We start from the raw sequence: 17,951 nt of genomic DNA, 5'->3' as shown, positions 1-17,951 counted from the left end.
TCGATCTGCACATGAACCTGGATCAAAAAACCATTGCCGTCATCGGCCTGGGCTATGTGGGCCTGCCACTGGCCGTCGAATTCGGCAAGCACCGCCCTGTGTTGGGCTTCGACATCGATGCCCATCGCGTCGAGGAGCTCAGGCAAGGCCGTGACCACACCCTCGAGTGCAACGCCCAGGAACTGGCCCAGGCGAAGCAGCTGCGCTACAGCTGCGATGCCGCCGAGCTGCGGGATGCCCAGGTGTTCATCGTCACGGTGCCCACGCCGGTGGACAAGGCCAACCGGCCCGACATGACCCCGCTGGTCAAGGCCAGCGAGACGGTGGGACGGGCGCTCAAGTCCGGCGACGTGGTGATCTACGAGTCCACCGTGTACCCCGGCGCGACCGAGGAAGTCTGCGTTCCGGTCCTGGAGAAGCTGAGCGGCCTGGTCTTCAACAAGGACTTCTTCTGCGGCTACAGCCCCGAACGCATCAACCCGGGCGACAAGGTCAACACCCTGACCACGATCCGCAAGATCGTCAGCGGCAGCACGCCCGAAGTGGCGACCCAGGTCGACGCCCTGTACTCCCAGATCATCAAGGCCGGCACCTGGAAAGCGAGCAGCCTGAAGGTGGCCGAAGCGGCCAAGGTGATCGAGAACAGCCAGCGCGACCTCAACATCGCCTTCGTCAACGAGCTGTCCGTCATCTTTGACCGCATCGGCATCGACACGCTGGAGGTGCTGGAGGCGGCGGGCAGCAAGTGGAACTTCCTGCCATTCAGGCCCGGCATGGTGGGCGGTCACTGCATCGGCGTGGACCCGTACTACCTCACCCACAAGGCGGAAGAACTCGGCTACCACCCGCAGGTGATCCTCGCGGGCAGGCGCATCAACGACAACATGGCGCGCTACGCCGCGCGCAGCATGATCCGCCGAATGCTCAAGAACGGCATCGACGTGGCACGCAGCACGGTGGGCGTGATGGGCATCACCTTCAAGGAGAACTGCCCCGACATCCGCAACAGCAAGGTGGTGGATCTGGTGCGCGAACTCCAGGGCTGGAACGTGAAGGTGGTGGTGGAAGACCCCTGGGCGGATCCCGCCGAGGTGGAGCACGAGTACGGCATCAGCCTGTCCAGGCTGAGCGCCGACCAACCCGTCGACAGCCTGATCGTGGCGGTCGGGCATCAGCAGTTCCGCGAGCTTGGACCGCAAGCGCTTCGCGCCGTCTGCACCCGCACCCACGCGCCCGTGATCGGGGACCTCAAGAGTCTCTACGACCGCCATGCCCTGGACGCCCAGGGTTTCCATGTCTTCCGCTTCTGAACCATCCACATGAAGAACTTTGCACTCATCGGCGCCTCCGGCTACATCGCTCCGCGCCACATGCGCGCCATCAAGGACACCGGCCACCACCTGGCCGTGGCGTACGACATCAACGACTCGGTGGGCATCATCGACAGCATCTCGCCGCAGAGCGAGTTCTTCACCGAGTTCGAGCGTTTCCAGGAGTACGCACACCAGCTCAAGCGGCAGCCCGAAACGGCGCTGGACTACGTGGCCATCTGCTCGCCCAACTACCTGCACCATGCCCACATCGCGGCCGGTTTGCGGCTGGGCTGCGACGTCATCTGCGAAAAGCCGCTGGTGCCGACCCCCGAACTGCTCGACGAGCTGGCGCTGGTGGAGCGCGAGACCGGGCGCCGGGTGTACAACATCCTGCAGCTGCGCCACCACGACGCCATCCTGAAGCTCAAGGAAAAGGTGGCAGCGGCACCGGTGGACACCAAGTTCGACGTCGAGCTGACCTACATCACCTCGCGTGGGCGCTGGTATGCGGAGAGCTGGAAAGGCGACCCCCGCAAGGCCTTCGGCGCTGCGCACCAACATCGGCGTGCACTTCTTCGACATGCTGCACTTCATCTTCGGCAAACTGCAGCGCAACGTGGTCCACCATGCCGGTGAAGCCAAGGCCGCGGGCTACCTGGAGTACGAGCGCGCCCGGGTCCGCTGGTTCCTGTCCATCGATGCCAACGACCTGCCCGACGAGGTGAAGGGCAAGAAGACGACCTACCGCAACATCGACATCAGCGGTGAGCAGCTGGAATTCTCCGAAGGCTTCACCGACCTGCACACCACCAGCTACCGCGAGATTCTGGCCGGGCGCGGCTACGGTGTGGAAGATGCGCGCCACTGCATCGAAACGGTCAACGTCATCCGCACGTTCCGCCCCGTCCGTGCGGCCAGCGATGAAGGCCACCCTTTCCTGAGTCGGCTCGAACTCGCCTGATCGGCACGCGACAGGTCGTCGTTCAAACCCATGTCCGCCCCCGCGCCGAGCCTGAGCACCCAGGACATCAGGCTCGACATCCAGGGATTGCGTGCGCTGGCCGTCCTGGCCGTGCTCGCCTTCCACCTCGACAAATCCTGGCTGCCCAGCGGATTCGTCGGGGTGGACATGTTTTTCGTGATATCGGGCTTCATCATCTCGAGCCTGCTGCTGAAAAACGAGGGGCGGATTTCCCTGTCCGGCTTCTACTGGAGCCGCGCCAAGCGAATCGTGCCGGCCTACGTGGTCACGCTGCTCGTGTGCGCGGTGGTGGCGGCCATCGTGTTCCTGCCACCCGACTTCGCGCTGTTCAAGCGCAGCCTGTCTTCGTCCCTGAAGTTCACCAGCAACCACTTCTTCTCGAACTTCAACGGCTATTTCACACCGGACGCCCATGAGCTGCCGCTGCTGCACACCTGGTCCCTGGCGATCGAGATGCAGTTCTACCTGCTGCTCCCGTTGTGCTTTGTCCTGCTGCGCCGGTCCACGCTCACGCCCTTGTTTCTGCTGCTGATCGTGGCGGGTCTGGCGTTTGCGCAATGGCAGCTGGCCGACCCGGTCAGCTCGCGCGACGCGTACTACTCGCTGATCGCACGGATGCCCGAATTCCTGCTGGGCTCCCTGATGGCGCTGCATGGCGTGGGCAACGGGTGGACCGCCCGGCAACGCGCAGGCGCCAGCCTCCTCGGCCTGGTCCTGATGCTGTCGTCATGGGTCTTCATTCCAGAACAGCATTTCCCGGGCCTGTGGAGCCTGTGGCCTTGCCTGGGCGTGATGCTGGTCATCGCGGGCCGCGCCGAAGGCCGGGCAACGGGCTGGCTGAAGTCGCCCGGGATGGTCTGGCTGGGGGGCCTGTCTTTCTCCCTGTACCTGTGGCACTGGCCCGTGCTGGCCTTCCTGCGCTACATCACCCAGGCCTATGAGCTCGCGCCCGTGCTGTGGCTCGCATTCGCGGCCATCACCTTGCTGCTCTCCTGGCTTTCGTGGTCGTTCATCGAGACGCCCGCGCGCCGACTCCAGTTCAGCCGCCAACGCTGGCCGCGCTGGTTGTTGCTGGGCGCCACAGTGGTGGCGATCCCGCTGATGACGGTCAATCGATTGAACGCCTCCATCGTTCATCCCATGACGCCGTCCACCCTTCGCTACGCCGACCCCAGCCAGATCTGCCATGAGCGCAAGGTGGGCGACTGCCTGCGGGGCATGCCGGGTGCGCCACCGCTGGCCCTGGTGCTGGGCGACAGCCACGCCGCGCAACTCAACCCGGCCTTTGACGTCGCCGGACGGGAGAAAGGTTTCGCCGTTCAGGTCGTCTCGGCCAGCAACTGCGTGCCGATCGATGGCTTCGACGTGGACAGGATTCCCGTCTACGACCGGCAGCCGTGCCAGGACCAGACCCGGTTCGTCAACGCTCTGCGGCCTGCGGTGCACACGGTCATCGTCGCCGGCATGTGGTCCCGACACGCGAACAGCCCGCAGTTCCTCAAGGCCCTGGAAGCGTTCTTCCAGGAGACGGCCCGCCAGCACCAGTCGGTCATCGTGCTGGCACAGGTCCCCATGCTGCAAGGCAATCCGGTGCGGTCGGTGCGGTTCAGCCAGCTCGGGCTGAACGCCCCCATCGCCTCATCGGCCGACGCAGAGGCCGCCAACGCGGCGATCCAGCAGCTGTCCCGGCCGTTCCCGCATGTCCGCTTCCTGAACTACGGCGCAACGGATTTTTTCCGGACCAAGCCGTTCCACGACAATCAGCTGATCTACATGGACCACCACCACCTGAACGAAGTGGGGTCCCGGGCGTACGGGCGCCTTTTCGCTGCAGAGATATATTCAGCCCTTCAAACACAGCCAACCCAGCGTTGATCCAGCATGAGCTACACCGTCCACCCCAGTGCGATCGTCGATGACGGTGCCGTCATCGGCGCAGGTTCGCGCGTCTGGCACTTCGTGCATGTCTGCGGTGGCGCGCGCATCGGCGCTGGCGTCTCGCTGGGGCAGAACGTGTTCGTCGGCAACCGGGTGTCGATCGGCGACCGCTGCAAGATCCAGAACAACGTGAGCGTCTATGACAACGTCACGCTGGAAGAAGGCGTCTTCTGCGGCCCCAGCATGGTGTTCACCAATGTGTACAACCCCAGGGCGCTGATCGAGCGCAAGAACGAGTACCGCGACACGCTGGTGCGGCGCGGCGCCACCCTGGGCGCCAACTGCACCATCGTCTGCGGTGTGACCGTCGGTGAATTCGCGCTGATCGGGGCCGGGGCGGTGGTGAACAAGAACGTGCCGGCCTACGCGCTGATGGTGGGCGTGCCCGCGCGCCAGATCGGCTGGTGCAGCCAGTACGGCGAGCAACTCGACCTCCCCCTGAGTGGCAACGCCAGCACCACCTGCTCGCACACCGGCCAACGCTACCTGCTGGTGGACGGTGTCTGCCAGCTCGCCCCCTGAACTTCACACCACGAGCCAATCCCATGGACTTCATCGACCTCAAATCCCAATACCAGCGCCTGAAGGCGGACATTGATGCGGGCATCCAGCGCGTGCTGGACCACGGGCAGTACATCCTGGGCCCCGAAGTGGGGGAGCTCGAAGAACGGTTGGCGGCCTACACCGGCGCCCGGCACTGCATCACGGTCGCCAACGGCACCGACGCGCTGCAGATCGCCCAGATGGCGCTGGGCATCGGCCCCGGCGACGAGGTGATCACACCCGGCTTCACCTACATCGCCACGGCCGAGACGGTGGCCCTGCTGCGCGCCAAGCCGGTCTATGTGGACATCGACGCGCGCACCTGCAACCTCGATCCGGCACAGCTCGAAGCCGCCATCACGCCGCGCACCAAGGCCATCATCCCGGTGAGCCTGTACGGCCAGTGCGCGGACTACGACGCCATCAACGCCATCGCCGCGCGCCACGGCATTCCGGTGATCGAGGACGCGGCACAGAGCTTCGGTGCGACCTACAAGGGACACAAGAGCTGCAACCTCACGACCATCGCCTGCGCCAGCTTCTTTCCCAGCAAGCCGCTGGGCTGCTACGGTGACGGCGGCGCCATCTTCACGAACGACGATGAACTCGCGCGGGTGATGCGACAGATCGCGCGCCATGGACAGGACCGCCGCTACCACCACATCCGCGTGGGGGTGAACAGCCGCCTGGACACCATCCAGGCCGCCGTGTTGCTGCCCAAGCTCGCCGTGCTGGACGCCGAGATCGCACAGCGGCAGGTGGTGGCGCAGCGCTATGCGCAGCTGCTGGCCCCGTCGAGCGCATTGACCACGCCCTGGGTGGAGCCGCACAACGTGTCGGCCTGGGCGCAGTACACCGTTCAGGTGAAGCAGCGAGACAGCGTGCAGGCCCGCCTCAACGCGTCGGGCATTCCCACGGCCGTCCACTACCCCATCCCGCTGAACCGCCAGCCTGCGGTGGCCGATGAGAGCGCCGTGCTGCCGGTGGGTGACGCCGTGGCCGAGGAGGTCATCAGCCTGCCCATGGGCCCGCACCTGTCGCAGGCCGATCAGGAGCGTGTCGCCGATTGCCTGCAAGCCCTGCAGGCCGCATGAATCGCGCGGCCACCCGCCGCCCCCTGGCATGAGCTTCCTGCGCTCCGTGGCGGTGTTGGTGGGCGGCACCGCAGTGGGACACGGCATCACGGCCGCCGCGTTGCCCGTGCTGTCCCGCCTCTACACCCCGGCGGACTTCAGCCTGCTGGCGGTCTTCGCCGGCCTGGTGTCGATCATTTCCGTGGTCGCCTGCCTGCGATTCGATGTGGCCGTCGCGCTGCCCGAAGAGGACGCCGAGGCCCTGCGGCTGCTCGCCCTGGCCCTTGGCGCGGCGCTCGCCTGCTCGGTGGTGGTGCTGATCGCGGTGCTGGTGGCGCCAGGCTGGATCGCGAACAAGCTGAACCAGCCCGGGCTGCAGACCTACCTGTGGCTGCTGCCCATCAGCGTGCTGCTGGGGGGTGGCTACAGTGCGCTGCAGATGTGGTTCGTGCGCGAGAAGGCATTCGGGCTGATCGCCCGGAGCCGTGTGGCGCAATCCACCGCCAGCGCGGGCACCCAGATCGGCTCCGGCGCCCTGGGCGTGGGCCCCGGCGGCCTCTTGTTCGGGCATGCGATGAACACCGGCGCAGCCTGTCTCTTCCTGGGCTACCGCCTGCTGGCAGGACACCCCGCCCGCGCTGCGTTCAAGCGCATGGCCTGGAGCGAGCTTCGCCAGACGTTCAAGCGCTACGACCGCTTTCCCAAATACTCCACCTTCGAAGCGCTGTGCAACAGCGCAGCCATCCACCTGCCCGTCATCATGATCGCGGCGCTCGCCGCGCCCAAGGAAGCCGGCTACCTCATGCTGGCGACCTATGTCATGCAGGCACCCATGGCCCTGGTCGGTGCGGCGGTGGGACAGGTCTACCTTGCCGGCGCCGCCAACAAGCACCGCCAGGGGCTGCTGGGCGAATTCACCGCGGAGGTGCTGGGCGGGCTGCTGAAAACCGGCACCGGCCCGCTGCTTGCGGTGGGCATCGTCTCGCCCGCGGTGTTCGGCCTCATTTTCGGTGCGGGTTGGGAACGCGCCGGCGTGCTCGTGGCCTGGATGACGCCCTGGTTCGTTCTGCAGTTTCTCAGCACACCGATCTCCATGGGGCTGCACGTCACCGGGCATCAGCGGCTGGCCTTCGCGCTGCAGCTGTTCGGCCTGGCGCTGCGGGTGAGCATGGTGTGGCTGGCGGTGTCGCTCTCCCCCGCCCACATCTCGGAGTGGTACGCGGTCTCCGGCTTCCTGTTCTACCTGCTGTACCTGCTCACCATCCTGTGGCGCACCGGCCTGGACTGGAGGCGCTTTCTCGAATCGAGCCGGCGTGCCCTGCCGGTGGGTCTGTTCTGGATCGCCCTGGCTGCCGCGTTCTTCTTCCTGGTGGCCGCGTTCCGGCCCTAGACCCCGGCGCCTCAGTGCGCGGGCTGGCCCTTCTTCAGCTGCCGCAGATCGGCATGCTCGAGCGTCAGCTGGGAGATGCCCAGACGCTGGACGGCGATTCGCACATAGCGGGCCCCCTCCATGACGCGAAACCGGCGCTGGAATGTCAGCCGGGGCACCTCCGGCGAAAGCGCGAAGTCACCCATCAGATCGCCCCGCCGCAGCTCGACATCCGGTGAACTCAGCTGGCTGATCCAGATGCGGATGAAGCCATCGCCCTCCACACCCAGCGTGATCGTGTATTCCCCGCCGGGCTCAACGGCGATCGGCTCGTTTCCCACAGGATCATGCGGCTGGCCGCCGCCGAGCTCCAGGGTGTGGCTGTAGCTGGCCGGCATGAAGATGGAGGAGGAGCCGTTGGAATACGGCAGGCCATCGACCTGCCGGCCCAGGCTCCGGACGGCCACCGACAGACGCCCCGTCCCCAGGCTGGGGTACTCGACCCAGGTCTTGCGGGACAGATCCATCGAACGCGGTGCCTCGCCTGGCGGGCCGTCAGGGTCCGCGGGCGCCAATCGATACAGCTGATGCGCGTAAACGTCGCGCACCAGGGTGGAAAGCCCGGGTTGGGCCAGCACCGACATCAAGGCGGAGTTGGAGACCGGCGGGATGAAGTAGTTCGGCACCTGGACATACTCGATGCCCAGTTCCTTCAGCTTCGACACGAACCGAACCGGGTCACGTTCACCGTAGACAGGCACCATTTTCGGGTCGAGGTAGCTGACCATTCGCCGGTCCGTGTAGAACATGTCAGCCGGACGGATGGCCAGCACCTTCCTGTCGGGGGGCACATCGGCATTCAGGTTTCTGGCGATCCCGATGCCCGGAATGTTCTCCGCCGGATCGTCGATGACCAGATCGCCGAGTTGGCCGAGGGCCCTGGGCGATTCGCCGGCGAACAACATGCCATAGACCTGCCGCGGCATGAAGTCGGACACCAGGGCTTTCAGGTTGAACAACTGGCCCCACTGCACCAGGTTGGCAAACAGCAGGAACACCGCCGCGTGAAAGGCCAGCGTGAGCGACAGGGTCAGCTTCGTGAGCCGCCGCTTGGCCGCACCGGCCTCATGGCCCGTCCACACCGGCCAGAACCGGGAGAGGATGTCCGTGCATCCGCAGGCCGCCACCACCGACACCGCGGGCACCATCACCAGTAGATAGCGGTCGTTCTTGACCATCAGGTCGGTCCCCAGGGCCAACGAGAGGAGCACGCCGGAAAAGTAGATGCCGCAGATGCAAAGGGAAACCAGGACCGGGCCCATCGGCTCCCACTGGCTTCGCGGCGCCTTGATGAGCTGGGTGAGCCAGCGGCGCAGTGTGCCGGAGAACAACAGGTACGCGCTGCGCCACCAACCCCATCCAGAACACCAGGCCGAAACTGCGTGGGCTGAGCAGGCCCTTGAGCACCCCATACTGCAGGCGCGTGCTCCAGTCGTAGATGGAGCGGGCGTACTTGAAGTAGCTGTCCCAGTCCAGGCTGGGCAAGGCGAACACCACCGGATTGTCCGAAATCAAGGAGCCGTAGATCGCCAGGTTGCGGCCATACGGAAAGGCGGCAACCACGGCGAGGGTCACCAGGGCCTTGAGCGCAAACACGGTGGAAGAACGCCACGCGCGCAGGCCGCCCGACACGATGACCGTGCCGATCAGGATGGGGATGTACAGAATGGCCTGGGAATGGGTCCACAAGGCCAGGCCCACCAGCAGACCGGTGTAAATCGGCGCGCTCTTTCGCTCCGGGTCGAAGCCGATGAGCGCCAGCATCATCAAGACTATGCCGGCCACCGGCAAAGCGTCGATGGCCGCCGTCTGCGCGCCCACCGACAGCAGTGGCGTGGTCACGAACAGCAAGGCCGCGATCCAGGCGGTGTGCGGCCCGTGCAAACGGCCCAGGGCAAACACCCCCCAGGCGGCCGTGAGCATGAACCAGGGCGCCAGGAACTTCATCAGCAGGGCCTGTTCCGCGTTCCCCTGCAGGACGTAGGTCAGATAGATCAGGCTGGTGTAGAGCGGCGGGTGGGTCCAGGGCGCGAAGAAGCCCGAGGCCGCCTGGTCGGTGTCGAGCAGCGGGTACACGCGCAGGCTCTGCGCCTCGTGGATGGCGCGCCCCACCAGGCCGTACTCCAGCGAGTCGTTTTCGGTCAGGGGAAGCGCCAGCGCCAGGTACAGCAGGCTGCCCACGCAGACCACCAGGGTCGCCGCCAGCAACCACCACAGGGGGCCACGGCGGGTCGGAACGTCCGCGGCACCTACCGGCGCCGGCCGAGGCGTCTTGCGCCACAACACCGCACCGATCAGCAGCAGCACGGCGCCGACGATGCCGACGTGAACGGTGGGCGGTGCGCCGTCGGCCACCAGGAGGGTGCGCCACGGTCACCAGCCCCAGCAGGAACGGCGCCAGCGCCGCCGCCAGAGGCCACCGAAGCCGGTGCGCGTGCACGGTGCTGCGCCACGGCATGGCGCGCGCCATGCCGCCCCCGACGAAGGTGGAGGCGACCACAAGCAGCGCCAACGCGCCCCAGGCTGGAAGGTGGTTCATCGGCGTCTCTGGCCTGCCCGCAACGACCCTGTCACCGCGCTCATCGCGCGAGCGGGCCTCATCGCTGCCCGTCCGGTGCCAGCCGCGCCAGGCTCCAGACCACGTTCGCCAGCTCCCAGGGTGAGGTCAACCGGGCGTACTCGTTCGCCACCTCGGGCTGCAGGTGGATGCGGCCCGTGTGCGCCGCCAGCGCCTGGTTGGCCAGGGGATACAACAAGCCCTTGCTGGTGAGCGCGGCCGCGGATTCCAGCGCCTTTGCGTGAACGGCCGGATCGGCCTGGCGGCTGACCGACAGCAGGGCCATCGCGTCGATGGTGCGAAACGAGATCCAGGCCTTGCCCTTGTCGCCCGGGTACTCGGGCTTGTTCTCAGAGACCTTGTCCGCCGAGGTCCAGCCATCGTGGGCGCGTCCCCACCAGTAGTCCCAGACACCCGTCGCGGGCAACTGCCCGCCTGGGGCGATGCGGTCCACGAAGTGCTGGACGATGTCGCGCGCCGCGGCCAGCGGCGCGGCGTCCGCCACCGGATCCGCGTTTTCAGCCACGGCATAGGCCCATTCATTCTGGTGGTTGAAGGGCACCGCCAGGCCGTCGAAATAGAACTTGCTGCCCTTGGGCCAGCGCAGATGGGCCCGCCCGGGCGCCAGCCATTGTTCGGTCTCACCCTGCCGCGCCAGGACTTCGATGTGGTCCTTCAGCGTCAGCACATCCCGCTTCAGGCTGTTGAAAGAAGCCAGGGGCAGCGCCCCGGGCACTTCGGATCGGTAGCGCTGGAACAGCAGCAGCAGGCGGGCGGTCTGCACGGCAAAAAGCGCCTGGCTGCGGTCCACCGTGAAAGCGCGCGTGCGGTAGCGGCCTGCGGCCTGGTGCCGGTCGATCAACGCGATTTCCAGATCCAGTCTCTGGCGCACGCCACTCACCAGCGGGCCGAAAACGCGTCGGGCACCATCGCTGCGGCGCGCCACGTCGAGCAGATCCAGCAGGCCGTTCAGGTAGTAGATCTGCGACCAGGGAATTCGCCCCTCGTCGTTGTTGATGCCGAACTCGAACCACCCACGGTGCTGCGCGGCAAGAAAGTCCCGCGCAAACAGCTGGCCCAGTTGTTCGGGCGAGCGCGCATGGTCGATCTGCAGGCGCCTCACCGACCAGGACAGTCCCCAGGGCACGCCGAGCGCGGGGTCCACGGTGGGCGCCTCCACACCGTGGGGCGCCACCACCTTGAAGCCGCGTGCGCCCGTGGCGCCGGCTTCGGCGGCAATGCACAGGTGCGCAGGCCCTCTTGGCGTGAGGGTGGACTCGATCACGTGGCGGCAGCCCTCCACGCGCCGCGCCGTCAGGCCGTTGGCGTCCACCTGGGCCTCGAGGGCGCCCCCCACGAGGTAAAGGCGGTCGCCCTGCGAGAGAAACCGCAAGGCCGGGATCATCTCGTAGGTCGAACCCGCGGGATCTTCCAGCGAAGGCAGCTTGATCGGCGTGGACATCCTGTCGGTGCACACCGTCGCCAGCGGCCAGCTCACCAGCCAGTTGGCGGAACCGGGGTTGTCGTAATAGACCACATACAGCCGCTCGCCATGCACCGTGGCTGCGCGCAGGATGGGGTTGGCCTCGGCACGGCCTTCGTGATGCACGGGCACCGAACACTCGGCGCGGCCGTCGGCACCGTACCGCTGGAGCATCAGCCGATCCGAGGGGAATTGCCTGAACAGCGCCAGGCGGGACGATGACGAGTCAAACCAGGCCAACGGAACACCCGGCTCGGGCAACTTCTGCGCCCCCCCTGCGGGCGAATGGACCACGGACATGACGTGCGGGTCCATTGTCACGGCCCCCATCGGCGCGCCCAGCAAAGGCAGGGCCGCCGATGCCGGGCTGACCACGGCTAGGTCGCGGTCCATGAGCCGGCGGGTGTTCTCCGACGCGTGCAGAGGACGGTCGGCCCCCGCCGTGGGAGCGACCGATTTCGTCAGCGCGCTCAGGCACGTCATGACACCGCGGTACAGATACGCCTCGTACTCGGCCACCGACAGCACTTCCTGGCCCTCGGTGCCCGCCGGGTACTTGGTGTACTGGCCCTGCTCGTTGCGGTACCTGGGCAGGATCGCCAGCATGGTGTCGCGCAGATCCGCCACGTAGGGCTCCGAACACACGAGGTGCAGCGCAAAGCCCAGGTCGTACGAGCGCGCGGGAATGGCGACGTCGCGCCGGAACGATGGCCAGGCACGCACCGTCTCTCCGCCCACGGGGAAGTCCCGCAAATGGGCGAGCACGGCGAAACGGTCGAACTGCTCGCCCAACAGGCCTTCGTAGGCGATGTAGGTGCGAATGCCGTCAATGATGTAGCCCGCATGGGGCAGGTCGTTCGCCACCTCTTCCTGCACGGAATAGTTCCAGTACCAGCGCCCCTTCAGGGGCGAATTCTGGCGGTACTCCAGCAACGACCGCATGGTGTCGTCGGCCACGGTGCGCAACTGCATCTGGCGCACGGGGTCCTGCGTCTTGCGGCTGAACCGTTGCAGCTGCCCCGCCAGGTAGGCGGCGGGGTTGAAGGTGTCGTAGGGGCGGTCGGAGACCCGCAGCGAATAGGGCACCAGGCCACTGGGCGTGCGCATCGCCTTGTCCAGGTACGGCTGCAGCGAGCGATCGATGATGTCCATGATCTCGCGAGCGGGCGCATCGGCGTCGCGTTCACTCCACGTGAGCAGCGCATCGACCACGATCGCGGTCGAGATCGTGTACTCGGTGTTCGCCGGGTTGATCGAGCCGTCGCCATAGGCGTCCCATGCCACGGGGACGCCCCATCCGATCACGCCGTCGCCATTTTCATCCGCATGGTCCAGCAGCCATCGGCCCGCCGCCGCCGCCATGTTCCGGCTCTCCGGCTTCAAGCCGGCGTCCATCCGGTCGAGCTCGGCCAGCAGGACCATCGCATACGACTTGGGCACATCTTCGGCCGTGTTGCCCGGATAGTCCGTCGTGCCCCGGCCTGGGTGCGCGGGGTTGATGCGCTCGTGCAGATCCGCACCCAGCCGGCGAAGCTCGGCTTCCACCGCGGCTGGCGATGGCGCATCGGCGCTGCACGCTCCCAGGAAAGCGGTCATCAGGACGGCACCGCACAGTGCGGCGGCACGACACAAATTCCATCCAGACATGGCGCGGCTCGCGTGCTTCATCGGTGCAGTCCCAGGGTGTCAAGCGTGTTGATGCGCCGGATGGTGTCGTTGAAGTCCAGGTTGATGGTGTCCAGGTACCACCGCAGCGAAGGCACGCGGGGCCGGTTCTCCACCATGATCGACTCCATCGCCTGCGCGCGGGTGATCTGCCCCTCGCGGATCTGGTTGCTGCGAAAGGTGTCGAACTCGGTGAATCCTCGCGCCGTCATGTAGATGTAGTTGTAGAACGGCGCTGTGCCATCACCGATCCGCCATGTGCTCGGGGAATCGGGCGAGAGCTCCCACTCGTACTCGCCCAGCAACGTGCGATTGACCTCGTCCTCGTTCCAGATGAAGTGGTCGAACATGAAGTAGAAATCGTGCCGCGGCTCCACGTAGTAGGCGAGGAAAGCACCAAAGGTGTCTTGCAGCGAACTGTTGAGGTAGCGCGGGTTCTTCAAGAAACGCGTGGCGTAGTAGCCCGCCAGGCGCGCCTTGCGCCCCAGCGACAGGTAGTCCAGGCGCTTCTTCTCGAAGTCGGGCGACACGTTGCAGAAGCCGGACTTGAAGTCGGTGTTCTCCAGCGGGTTGGCGCACCAGAGATCGAGCTGGATGCCGGTCTGTCGCTTGAGTTCGTTGACGACCCGGAAAAAATGCTTGTCGCCTGCCATGAACAGCGGGACCATGCCCAGATCGGGCTGCTTGAGCCAGGCGCTGACGTTCTTGCGGATGTTGTCGCGCTTGGTCTTGATGTCGGCCGAGACCAGGATGTTCTGGATGCCCAGCTGACCGCACAAGCGGGCCACATTGCGGCGCGCCAGATCGGTCACCATGCCCCAGTCGTAGGTGAAGGTCACCGGCTTGAGCCCGAACTCCTTCTTGATCAGGTGCAGGCCGTAGCTGCTGTCGCGGCCACCGCTGAACGGCACGATCGCATCGGGGCCGGCCGTGTTGCGGCGGTAGCGCTCGAGGGACGCGATGAAGTTCTTGCGGGTCTCTTCCGGGTGCATGCCGGCGTAGCGGGGCCGGTAGCTGCGGCAGTAGTTGCACACCCCGTCGTGGTCGAAGGCGATGAAGGGAAAAGTCTCGGGCAGCACGCAGCGCGTGCACCGGCGCAAGGCCCGGACGCGGGCTTCACCGTAGCGGACCAGGGACTCGTCCGCCAGGCGGGTCAGCACACCCACCGGCTCGATGCGGCCGGTGAAACTGTCGTGGTGAACCGTGGGCGCGGCCGTCACGGCCACCGGGCGGCCTGGCTCACCCGCGTTCGATGTGTCCTGAAACAGCGCATGGCGCCGCGGTGCAGCAGTGCCGCCGACATCGAAGCACAACGCATGGCCGGCGCCCAGCCACTCGATGGCCTCGGCCTTCGGCAAGCCATCGTCCGGCCCCACCGCCCCAAGCACCTGTTCGAGGATGTACCGCTCGGAGGCGAACACCAACATTTGTGACTGCGGGTCCATGGCCAGGTAGATGTCGCCGGTGTTGGTGGCCAGGGTCACGAGAGGCAAGCCATCGTGCACCCACGCCATCGAGGCCGCCCCCTTGAGAGCGGCGTAGATGTGTTGTGTCGCCTGCGCGGGCTCTGCGCCCACCTTGAGGGCCGCATCCAGCATGGCGGCCAGCACCTCGGTGTCCACCTCGGCCTGGCGCTGGAGTTCGGGATGGGCCGCCCAGAGCGGGTCCACATTGACCACGATGCCATTGTGAATCACGCTGACGCGACCGGACCGCACCGGCTGGTTGTTCTGCGGCAAGGCCGCCGTGCCATTGGTGACGAGACGGGAATGGGCCAACAGCACCAGCGGTTCCTGCAACGCGGCACCGGTACCGAACGCGCCACCCAGTGCCGCCTTCATCGCATGGCGGAAAGGGTCCGTCTTGAGAAACTCGGCCGCAGACTGGGTCCCCTTGACGGTCCATGCCAGCCCCTTCGACGGCAGGAAGGCGTGCACGCCTGCGGACTCTTTCCCGCGGCTCTCCGACAACACGTAGAGACGGGACATCACCGATTCGACGGTGTCACGCTTTACCGGCGCATCCCGCTGAAGAAGAACTCCAAAAATGCCACACATGATCAGTTCCGAAAGGTGTTGGAAATTAGGTGCCAGCCGATCTTGCGACGAGCGAGTATGAAGAGGACGGCAATGCCGGTCACGTAGCTCAGGGCCGTGCCCATGGCCGCGCCCTCCAGCCCCCACAGCGGCAGAAGCCATGCGGCGCAGGCCACATTGACGCCAACGGCCATCAGCTGCTGGAGCGTCTGGTAGCCGGGGTGTCCGGACACCAGCATGAGGTTGTCGAAGGGTACCCAGGTGGCGATCAGGTTCAAACCGATCAACAGGATGATCAGCGAAGGCAGCCCTTCAGCCAGGCCCTTGCCGGGAACGATCCAGGCGTCGGCCACCCCATAGGCGGCCACCAGGCCCAGCGACAGGGTCAGCGTGGCGAGAACCGCATAACGCGCCGACAGCGAACGCAAGCTGCGCAGGCGGTTCCAGTCGCCCTGCTTGAGCGCGGCCACCAGCACGGGATTGAAGTTCAGGCGCACCATGGCGAGCACGTGGTAAGCCCCATCGACCAGCATGGCAGCGAAGCTGTAGATGCCCACCGCCCGGTCCGTGAGGAAAACGCCGATCATGAGCACGTCCACGCGCGAGTTCACCTCGGTGAACATGCCCGCCGGCAGGCTCTTGCTGCCGAACGCCAGGTGGCGCCGGCACCACGCCATCGAGAAGCGGGGCCACTGGCTCAAACGCGCCGCGCCGATGAAGATGAGCGCCGAGAGGCAGGTCACCGCCTCCGCCATCACGAACGACAGTGTCGCGGCCTCCGCGGGCCAGTCGGATGCGGCCACGAATGCCACGCCGACCATGACGAGGATGTAGCGCAGGGCCTGCAACACGGCATGGGCACGCATGCAGCGCAATGCGTTCAGATAGGCGAGCAACACCTTGTTGAGCGGAAAGAGCGCCAGGCCGGCCGCACTGAACGCCACGGCGGTGCCAGCGGCTTCGCTGCTGAACAACCGGGTGAACAGCGGTTGTGCCCACCACAGCATGCCGGCAGCCACACACCCGAACAGCAGCGCGCACAGCGCGGCCGTGCTCAACAGCCCCGTGCGCTCGCGCAGGTCATCGGCGTGGTAGGCGCCGTGGCGCAGCACGGAATAGTGCAGCCCCCAGGTCGCCACCTGCGATGCAACGATGTAGACCGCATAGGCCAGATTGAACACGCCCAGGGCAGCGGCATCGCGCAACGCCGTGATGATGACGTTGATGACGATGCCACTGACGGCCAGCACCGCGAAGCTGCACAGGCTGTACGCGATGTCCTGCGACAGCTTGTGCTGCCGCAGGCTGGTGACGATGCCCTGGACGAGCCCTTTCACCATGCGAGTCAGGCTGCGCGCTTGCGCGCCCTCACGTCCCGACTGCGCAGGGGCGGATTCAGGTGCTTGTTCTCTTCATAGTCAAACCACATGGCGAAGAACAGCGAGTTGAACCCGAGGGAGAAGGAGAACAGCCAGCTGAGGAATGTGATCTCGGGGATATGCCCCAGGCCGATCCAGAGCGCAATCAAGCGGATGAACATGATCGCGCTCAGGGCCACGCCAAAGAAGCCAAAGGCGTAGAAGAAGACCAGCGGATGGAAGTTGCGGATGACGTACTTCTCCTTCAGGCGCCAGAAGAAGAGCCTGACCAGAAGCGACCCGATGGTGAAGATCACCTTGCGCACGCGGATGCCCGACTTCTCGCCCACGTCGTACACCGGCTCGATCGGCACGTCGACAACCCGCATGCCCGCCACATTGAGCTTGACCAGCAGGTCGTTGGGCTGGCCGTAACGCTTGTACATGCGATCCCAGTCGATGGCCTCCAGGGCCTGGGCGTTGATCGCGGTGTACCCGGTCTGGGAATCCGCCACGTGCCAGTAGCCCGAAACGATCTTGGTGAGCAGCGACAGGATGGAGTTGCCAAAGAACCGGATCTTGGGGATCTTCTGGAAGGCTTCCCCCGTCACCAGTCGATTGCCCTTGGTGTAGTCGGCCTCATCGTCCACCACGGGATCCAGGATGGCGGGCAGGTCGGCCGGGTCCATCTGTCCGTCACCCGCCATCACCACCGCCACGTCGATGCCGTTGTCGCGCGACCACTTGTAGCCCGTGGCGATCGCTCCGCCCACGCCCTGATTCACCTCATGCTCGATGAGTTGAATGCGCCCGGTCGTGTACACGGCGTTGGCGCGCACCACCTCGGATGTCCGGTCCCGGCTGCGGTCGTTGACGATGACAATGTGGTCCACCCATTCCGGCATCGTGTCGATAACCCGATTGATCTGGGTTTCTTCATTGAACGCCGGTACGACAACACTGACCTTTTTGTTTCGGTACATAAGGTATTCAAGCAGGGAAAGTTGGAGGGAGAGGCCACTGGCCAGCGTGTCGTGCGAAAACCGCGGCACGTAGCAGGCAGCAAAGGGAAACAGTTGGTGACATGATGGACTCCCGGACGTGCCAGAGCATCAGGCCTCGCCGCGCTGGTTGCGCTTTCGTGGTTGTAATATGGGCCGTCTTCGCCGAGGAGGATCCGTCCCGGCGTTCATGATCTACTTCTTGGAGATAGGCACCACTCCCGCCTGGCATGACCAGCCTCCTCGAGGACGCCTGGGTCGTCAGGCGATAGTGGGTGGGGAATTGTAGCGGAGGCAGGTCTCCTTCTGAATTGGTGGTCGGGAAGTTACTGATGTTTCCAGCCGCTCTCGGAAGGCAATCGACCCCCCAGCGGCGGTAACATGCAGGCCGTCGACGAATTCACCCGTCTCCACAGGCAGCGCCAAAGTGTTACCTCTTCAGCACTTGTGACGCGCTTTTTTACCAATGACATCGTTTCTTTCAATTTGAAGGACGGCATCGCGCGCGAAGCGCGCATCGATCACACTGGCAGCCAGGGCACCCGCGCAATGACAAAGCGGTGCATTCCATGA

The 17,951-nt window shown here is 65.7% G+C and carries 12 protein-coding genes and 1 pseudogene; 7 read left to right on the top strand and 6 right to left on the bottom strand.

Features of this window, described 5'->3' with window-relative positions; translation table 11 throughout:
• Positions 1-11 precede the first annotated feature (11 nt).
• From ACFJI0_RS25345 to ACFJI0_RS25320, 6 genes and pseudogenes are all read left to right on the top strand, one after another.
• Entirely contained in the window at positions 12-1,310 is a 1,299-nt protein-coding gene (locus tag ACFJI0_RS25345; protein ID WP_382322812.1) for a nucleotide sugar dehydrogenase, read from the top strand.
• A 9-nt stretch (positions 1,311-1,319) separates the two neighbouring features.
• Positions 1,320-2,274: pseudogene (locus ACFJI0_RS25340) on the top strand (Gfo/Idh/MocA family protein).
• 30 nt (positions 2,275-2,304) lie between these two features.
• On the top strand, positions 2,305-4,170 hold the full coding sequence (locus tag ACFJI0_RS25335; RefSeq protein ID WP_382322811.1) for an acyltransferase family protein: 1,866 nt from the start codon (positions 2,305-2,307) through the stop codon (positions 4,168-4,170).
• A gap of 6 nt (positions 4,171-4,176) precedes the next feature.
• The gene (gene wbpD, locus ACFJI0_RS25330; RefSeq protein ID WP_382322810.1) at positions 4,177-4,755 is read left to right on the top strand and encodes a UDP-2-acetamido-3-amino-2,3-dideoxy-D-glucuronate N-acetyltransferase; all 579 of its coding nucleotides are present in this window, start codon (positions 4,177-4,179) and stop codon (positions 4,753-4,755) included.
• Between the two features lie 23 nt (positions 4,756-4,778).
• Positions 4,779-5,870: a DegT/DnrJ/EryC1/StrS family aminotransferase gene (locus tag ACFJI0_RS25325; RefSeq protein ID WP_382322809.1), complete on the top strand. Its 1,092-nt coding sequence runs from the start codon at positions 4,779-4,781 to the stop codon at positions 5,868-5,870.
• 28 nt (positions 5,871-5,898) lie between these two features.
• Complete coding sequence (locus ACFJI0_RS25320; RefSeq protein WP_382322808.1) at positions 5,899-7,239, top strand: lipopolysaccharide biosynthesis protein; 1,341 nt, start codon at positions 5,899-5,901, stop codon at positions 7,237-7,239.
• A gap of 11 nt (positions 7,240-7,250) precedes the next feature.
• Here ACFJI0_RS25320 and ACFJI0_RS25315 read toward each other — a convergent pair whose 3' ends face one another.
• From ACFJI0_RS25315 to ACFJI0_RS25290, 6 genes are all read right to left on the bottom strand, one after another.
• The gene (locus ACFJI0_RS25315; RefSeq protein WP_382322807.1) at positions 7,251-8,456 is read right to left on the bottom strand and encodes a hypothetical protein; all 1,206 of its coding nucleotides are present in this window, start codon (positions 8,454-8,456) and stop codon (positions 7,251-7,253) included.
• Entirely contained in the window at positions 8,344-9,633 is a 1,290-nt protein-coding gene (locus ACFJI0_RS25310) for an ArnT family glycosyltransferase (RefSeq protein WP_382322806.1), read from the bottom strand. Before ACFJI0_RS25310 ends, ACFJI0_RS25315 begins: the two co-directional genes overlap by 113 nt.
• A 242-nt stretch (positions 9,634-9,875) precedes the next feature.
• Positions 9,876-12,914 carry a hypothetical protein gene (locus ACFJI0_RS25305; RefSeq protein WP_382322805.1) on the bottom strand — a complete coding sequence of 1,013 codons (3,039 nt, stop codon included), beginning with the start codon at positions 12,912-12,914 and terminating at the stop codon, positions 9,876-9,878.
• A gap of 68 nt (positions 12,915-12,982) precedes the next feature.
• Positions 12,983-14,824, bottom strand: a complete 1,842-nt coding sequence (locus tag ACFJI0_RS25300; protein WP_382325835.1) for a glucosamine 6-phosphate synthetase — start codon at positions 14,822-14,824, stop codon at positions 12,983-12,985.
• 218 nt (positions 14,825-15,042) lie between these two features.
• Positions 15,043-16,359 (bottom strand): lipopolysaccharide biosynthesis protein, encoded by a 1,317-nt coding sequence (locus ACFJI0_RS25295; protein WP_382322804.1) that lies wholly within the window; start codon positions 16,357-16,359, stop codon positions 15,043-15,045.
• Positions 16,360-16,364: 5 nt separating this feature from the next.
• Complete coding sequence (locus ACFJI0_RS25290; protein ID WP_382322803.1) at positions 16,365-17,360, bottom strand: glycosyltransferase family 2 protein; 996 nt, start codon at positions 17,358-17,360, stop codon at positions 16,365-16,367.
• A gap of 399 nt (positions 17,361-17,759) precedes the next feature.
• Here ACFJI0_RS25290 and ACFJI0_RS25285 point away from each other — a divergent pair, with 399 nt between their 5' ends.
• The gene (locus ACFJI0_RS25285) at positions 17,760-17,951 is read left to right on the top strand and encodes a hypothetical protein (RefSeq protein WP_382322802.1); all 192 of its coding nucleotides are present in this window, start codon (positions 17,760-17,762) and stop codon (positions 17,949-17,951) included.

This window comes from Hydrogenophaga sp. UC242_53, assembly GCF_042696965.1.
Lineage (GTDB): Bacteria > Pseudomonadota > Gammaproteobacteria > Burkholderiales > Burkholderiaceae_C > Hydrogenophaga.
The sequence above is the reverse complement of the archived record's forward strand: the minus strand, read 5'-3'. Positions and strand labels throughout refer to the sequence as shown.

Excerpts from the sequence above, each read along its gene's own strand:
- ACFJI0_RS25345 (WP_382322812.1), top strand. The coding sequence starts at position 12 with ATGAACCTGGATCAAAAAACCATTGCCGTCATCGGCCTGGGCTATGTG.
- ACFJI0_RS25335 (WP_382322811.1), top strand. The coding sequence starts at position 2,305 with ATGTCCGCCCCCGCGCCGAGCCTGAGCACCCAGGACATCAGGCTCGAC.
- wbpD (WP_382322810.1), top strand. The coding sequence starts at position 4,177 with ATGAGCTACACCGTCCACCCCAGTGCGATCGTCGATGACGGTGCCGTC.
- ACFJI0_RS25325 (WP_382322809.1), top strand. The coding sequence starts at position 4,779 with ATGGACTTCATCGACCTCAAATCCCAATACCAGCGCCTGAAGGCGGAC.
- ACFJI0_RS25320 (WP_382322808.1), top strand. The coding sequence starts at position 5,899 with ATGAGCTTCCTGCGCTCCGTGGCGGTGTTGGTGGGCGGCACCGCAGTG.
- ACFJI0_RS25315 (WP_382322807.1), bottom strand. The coding sequence starts at position 8,456 with ATGGTCAAGAACGACCGCTATCTACTGGTGATGGTGCCCGCGGTGTCG.
- ACFJI0_RS25305 (WP_382322805.1), bottom strand. The coding sequence starts at position 12,914 with ATGACCGCTTTCCTGGGAGCGTGCAGCGCCGATGCGCCATCGCCAGCC.
- ACFJI0_RS25300 (WP_382325835.1), bottom strand. The coding sequence starts at position 14,824 with ATGAAGGCGGCACTGGGTGGCGCGTTCGGTACCGGTGCCGCGTTGCAG.
- ACFJI0_RS25295 (WP_382322804.1), bottom strand. The coding sequence starts at position 16,359 with ATGGTGAAAGGGCTCGTCCAGGGCATCGTCACCAGCCTGCGGCAGCAC.
- ACFJI0_RS25290 (WP_382322803.1), bottom strand. The coding sequence starts at position 17,360 with ATGTACCGAAACAAAAAGGTCAGTGTTGTCGTACCGGCGTTCAATGAA.
- ACFJI0_RS25285 (WP_382322802.1), top strand. The coding sequence starts at position 17,760 with ATGCAGGCCGTCGACGAATTCACCCGTCTCCACAGGCAGCGCCAAAGT.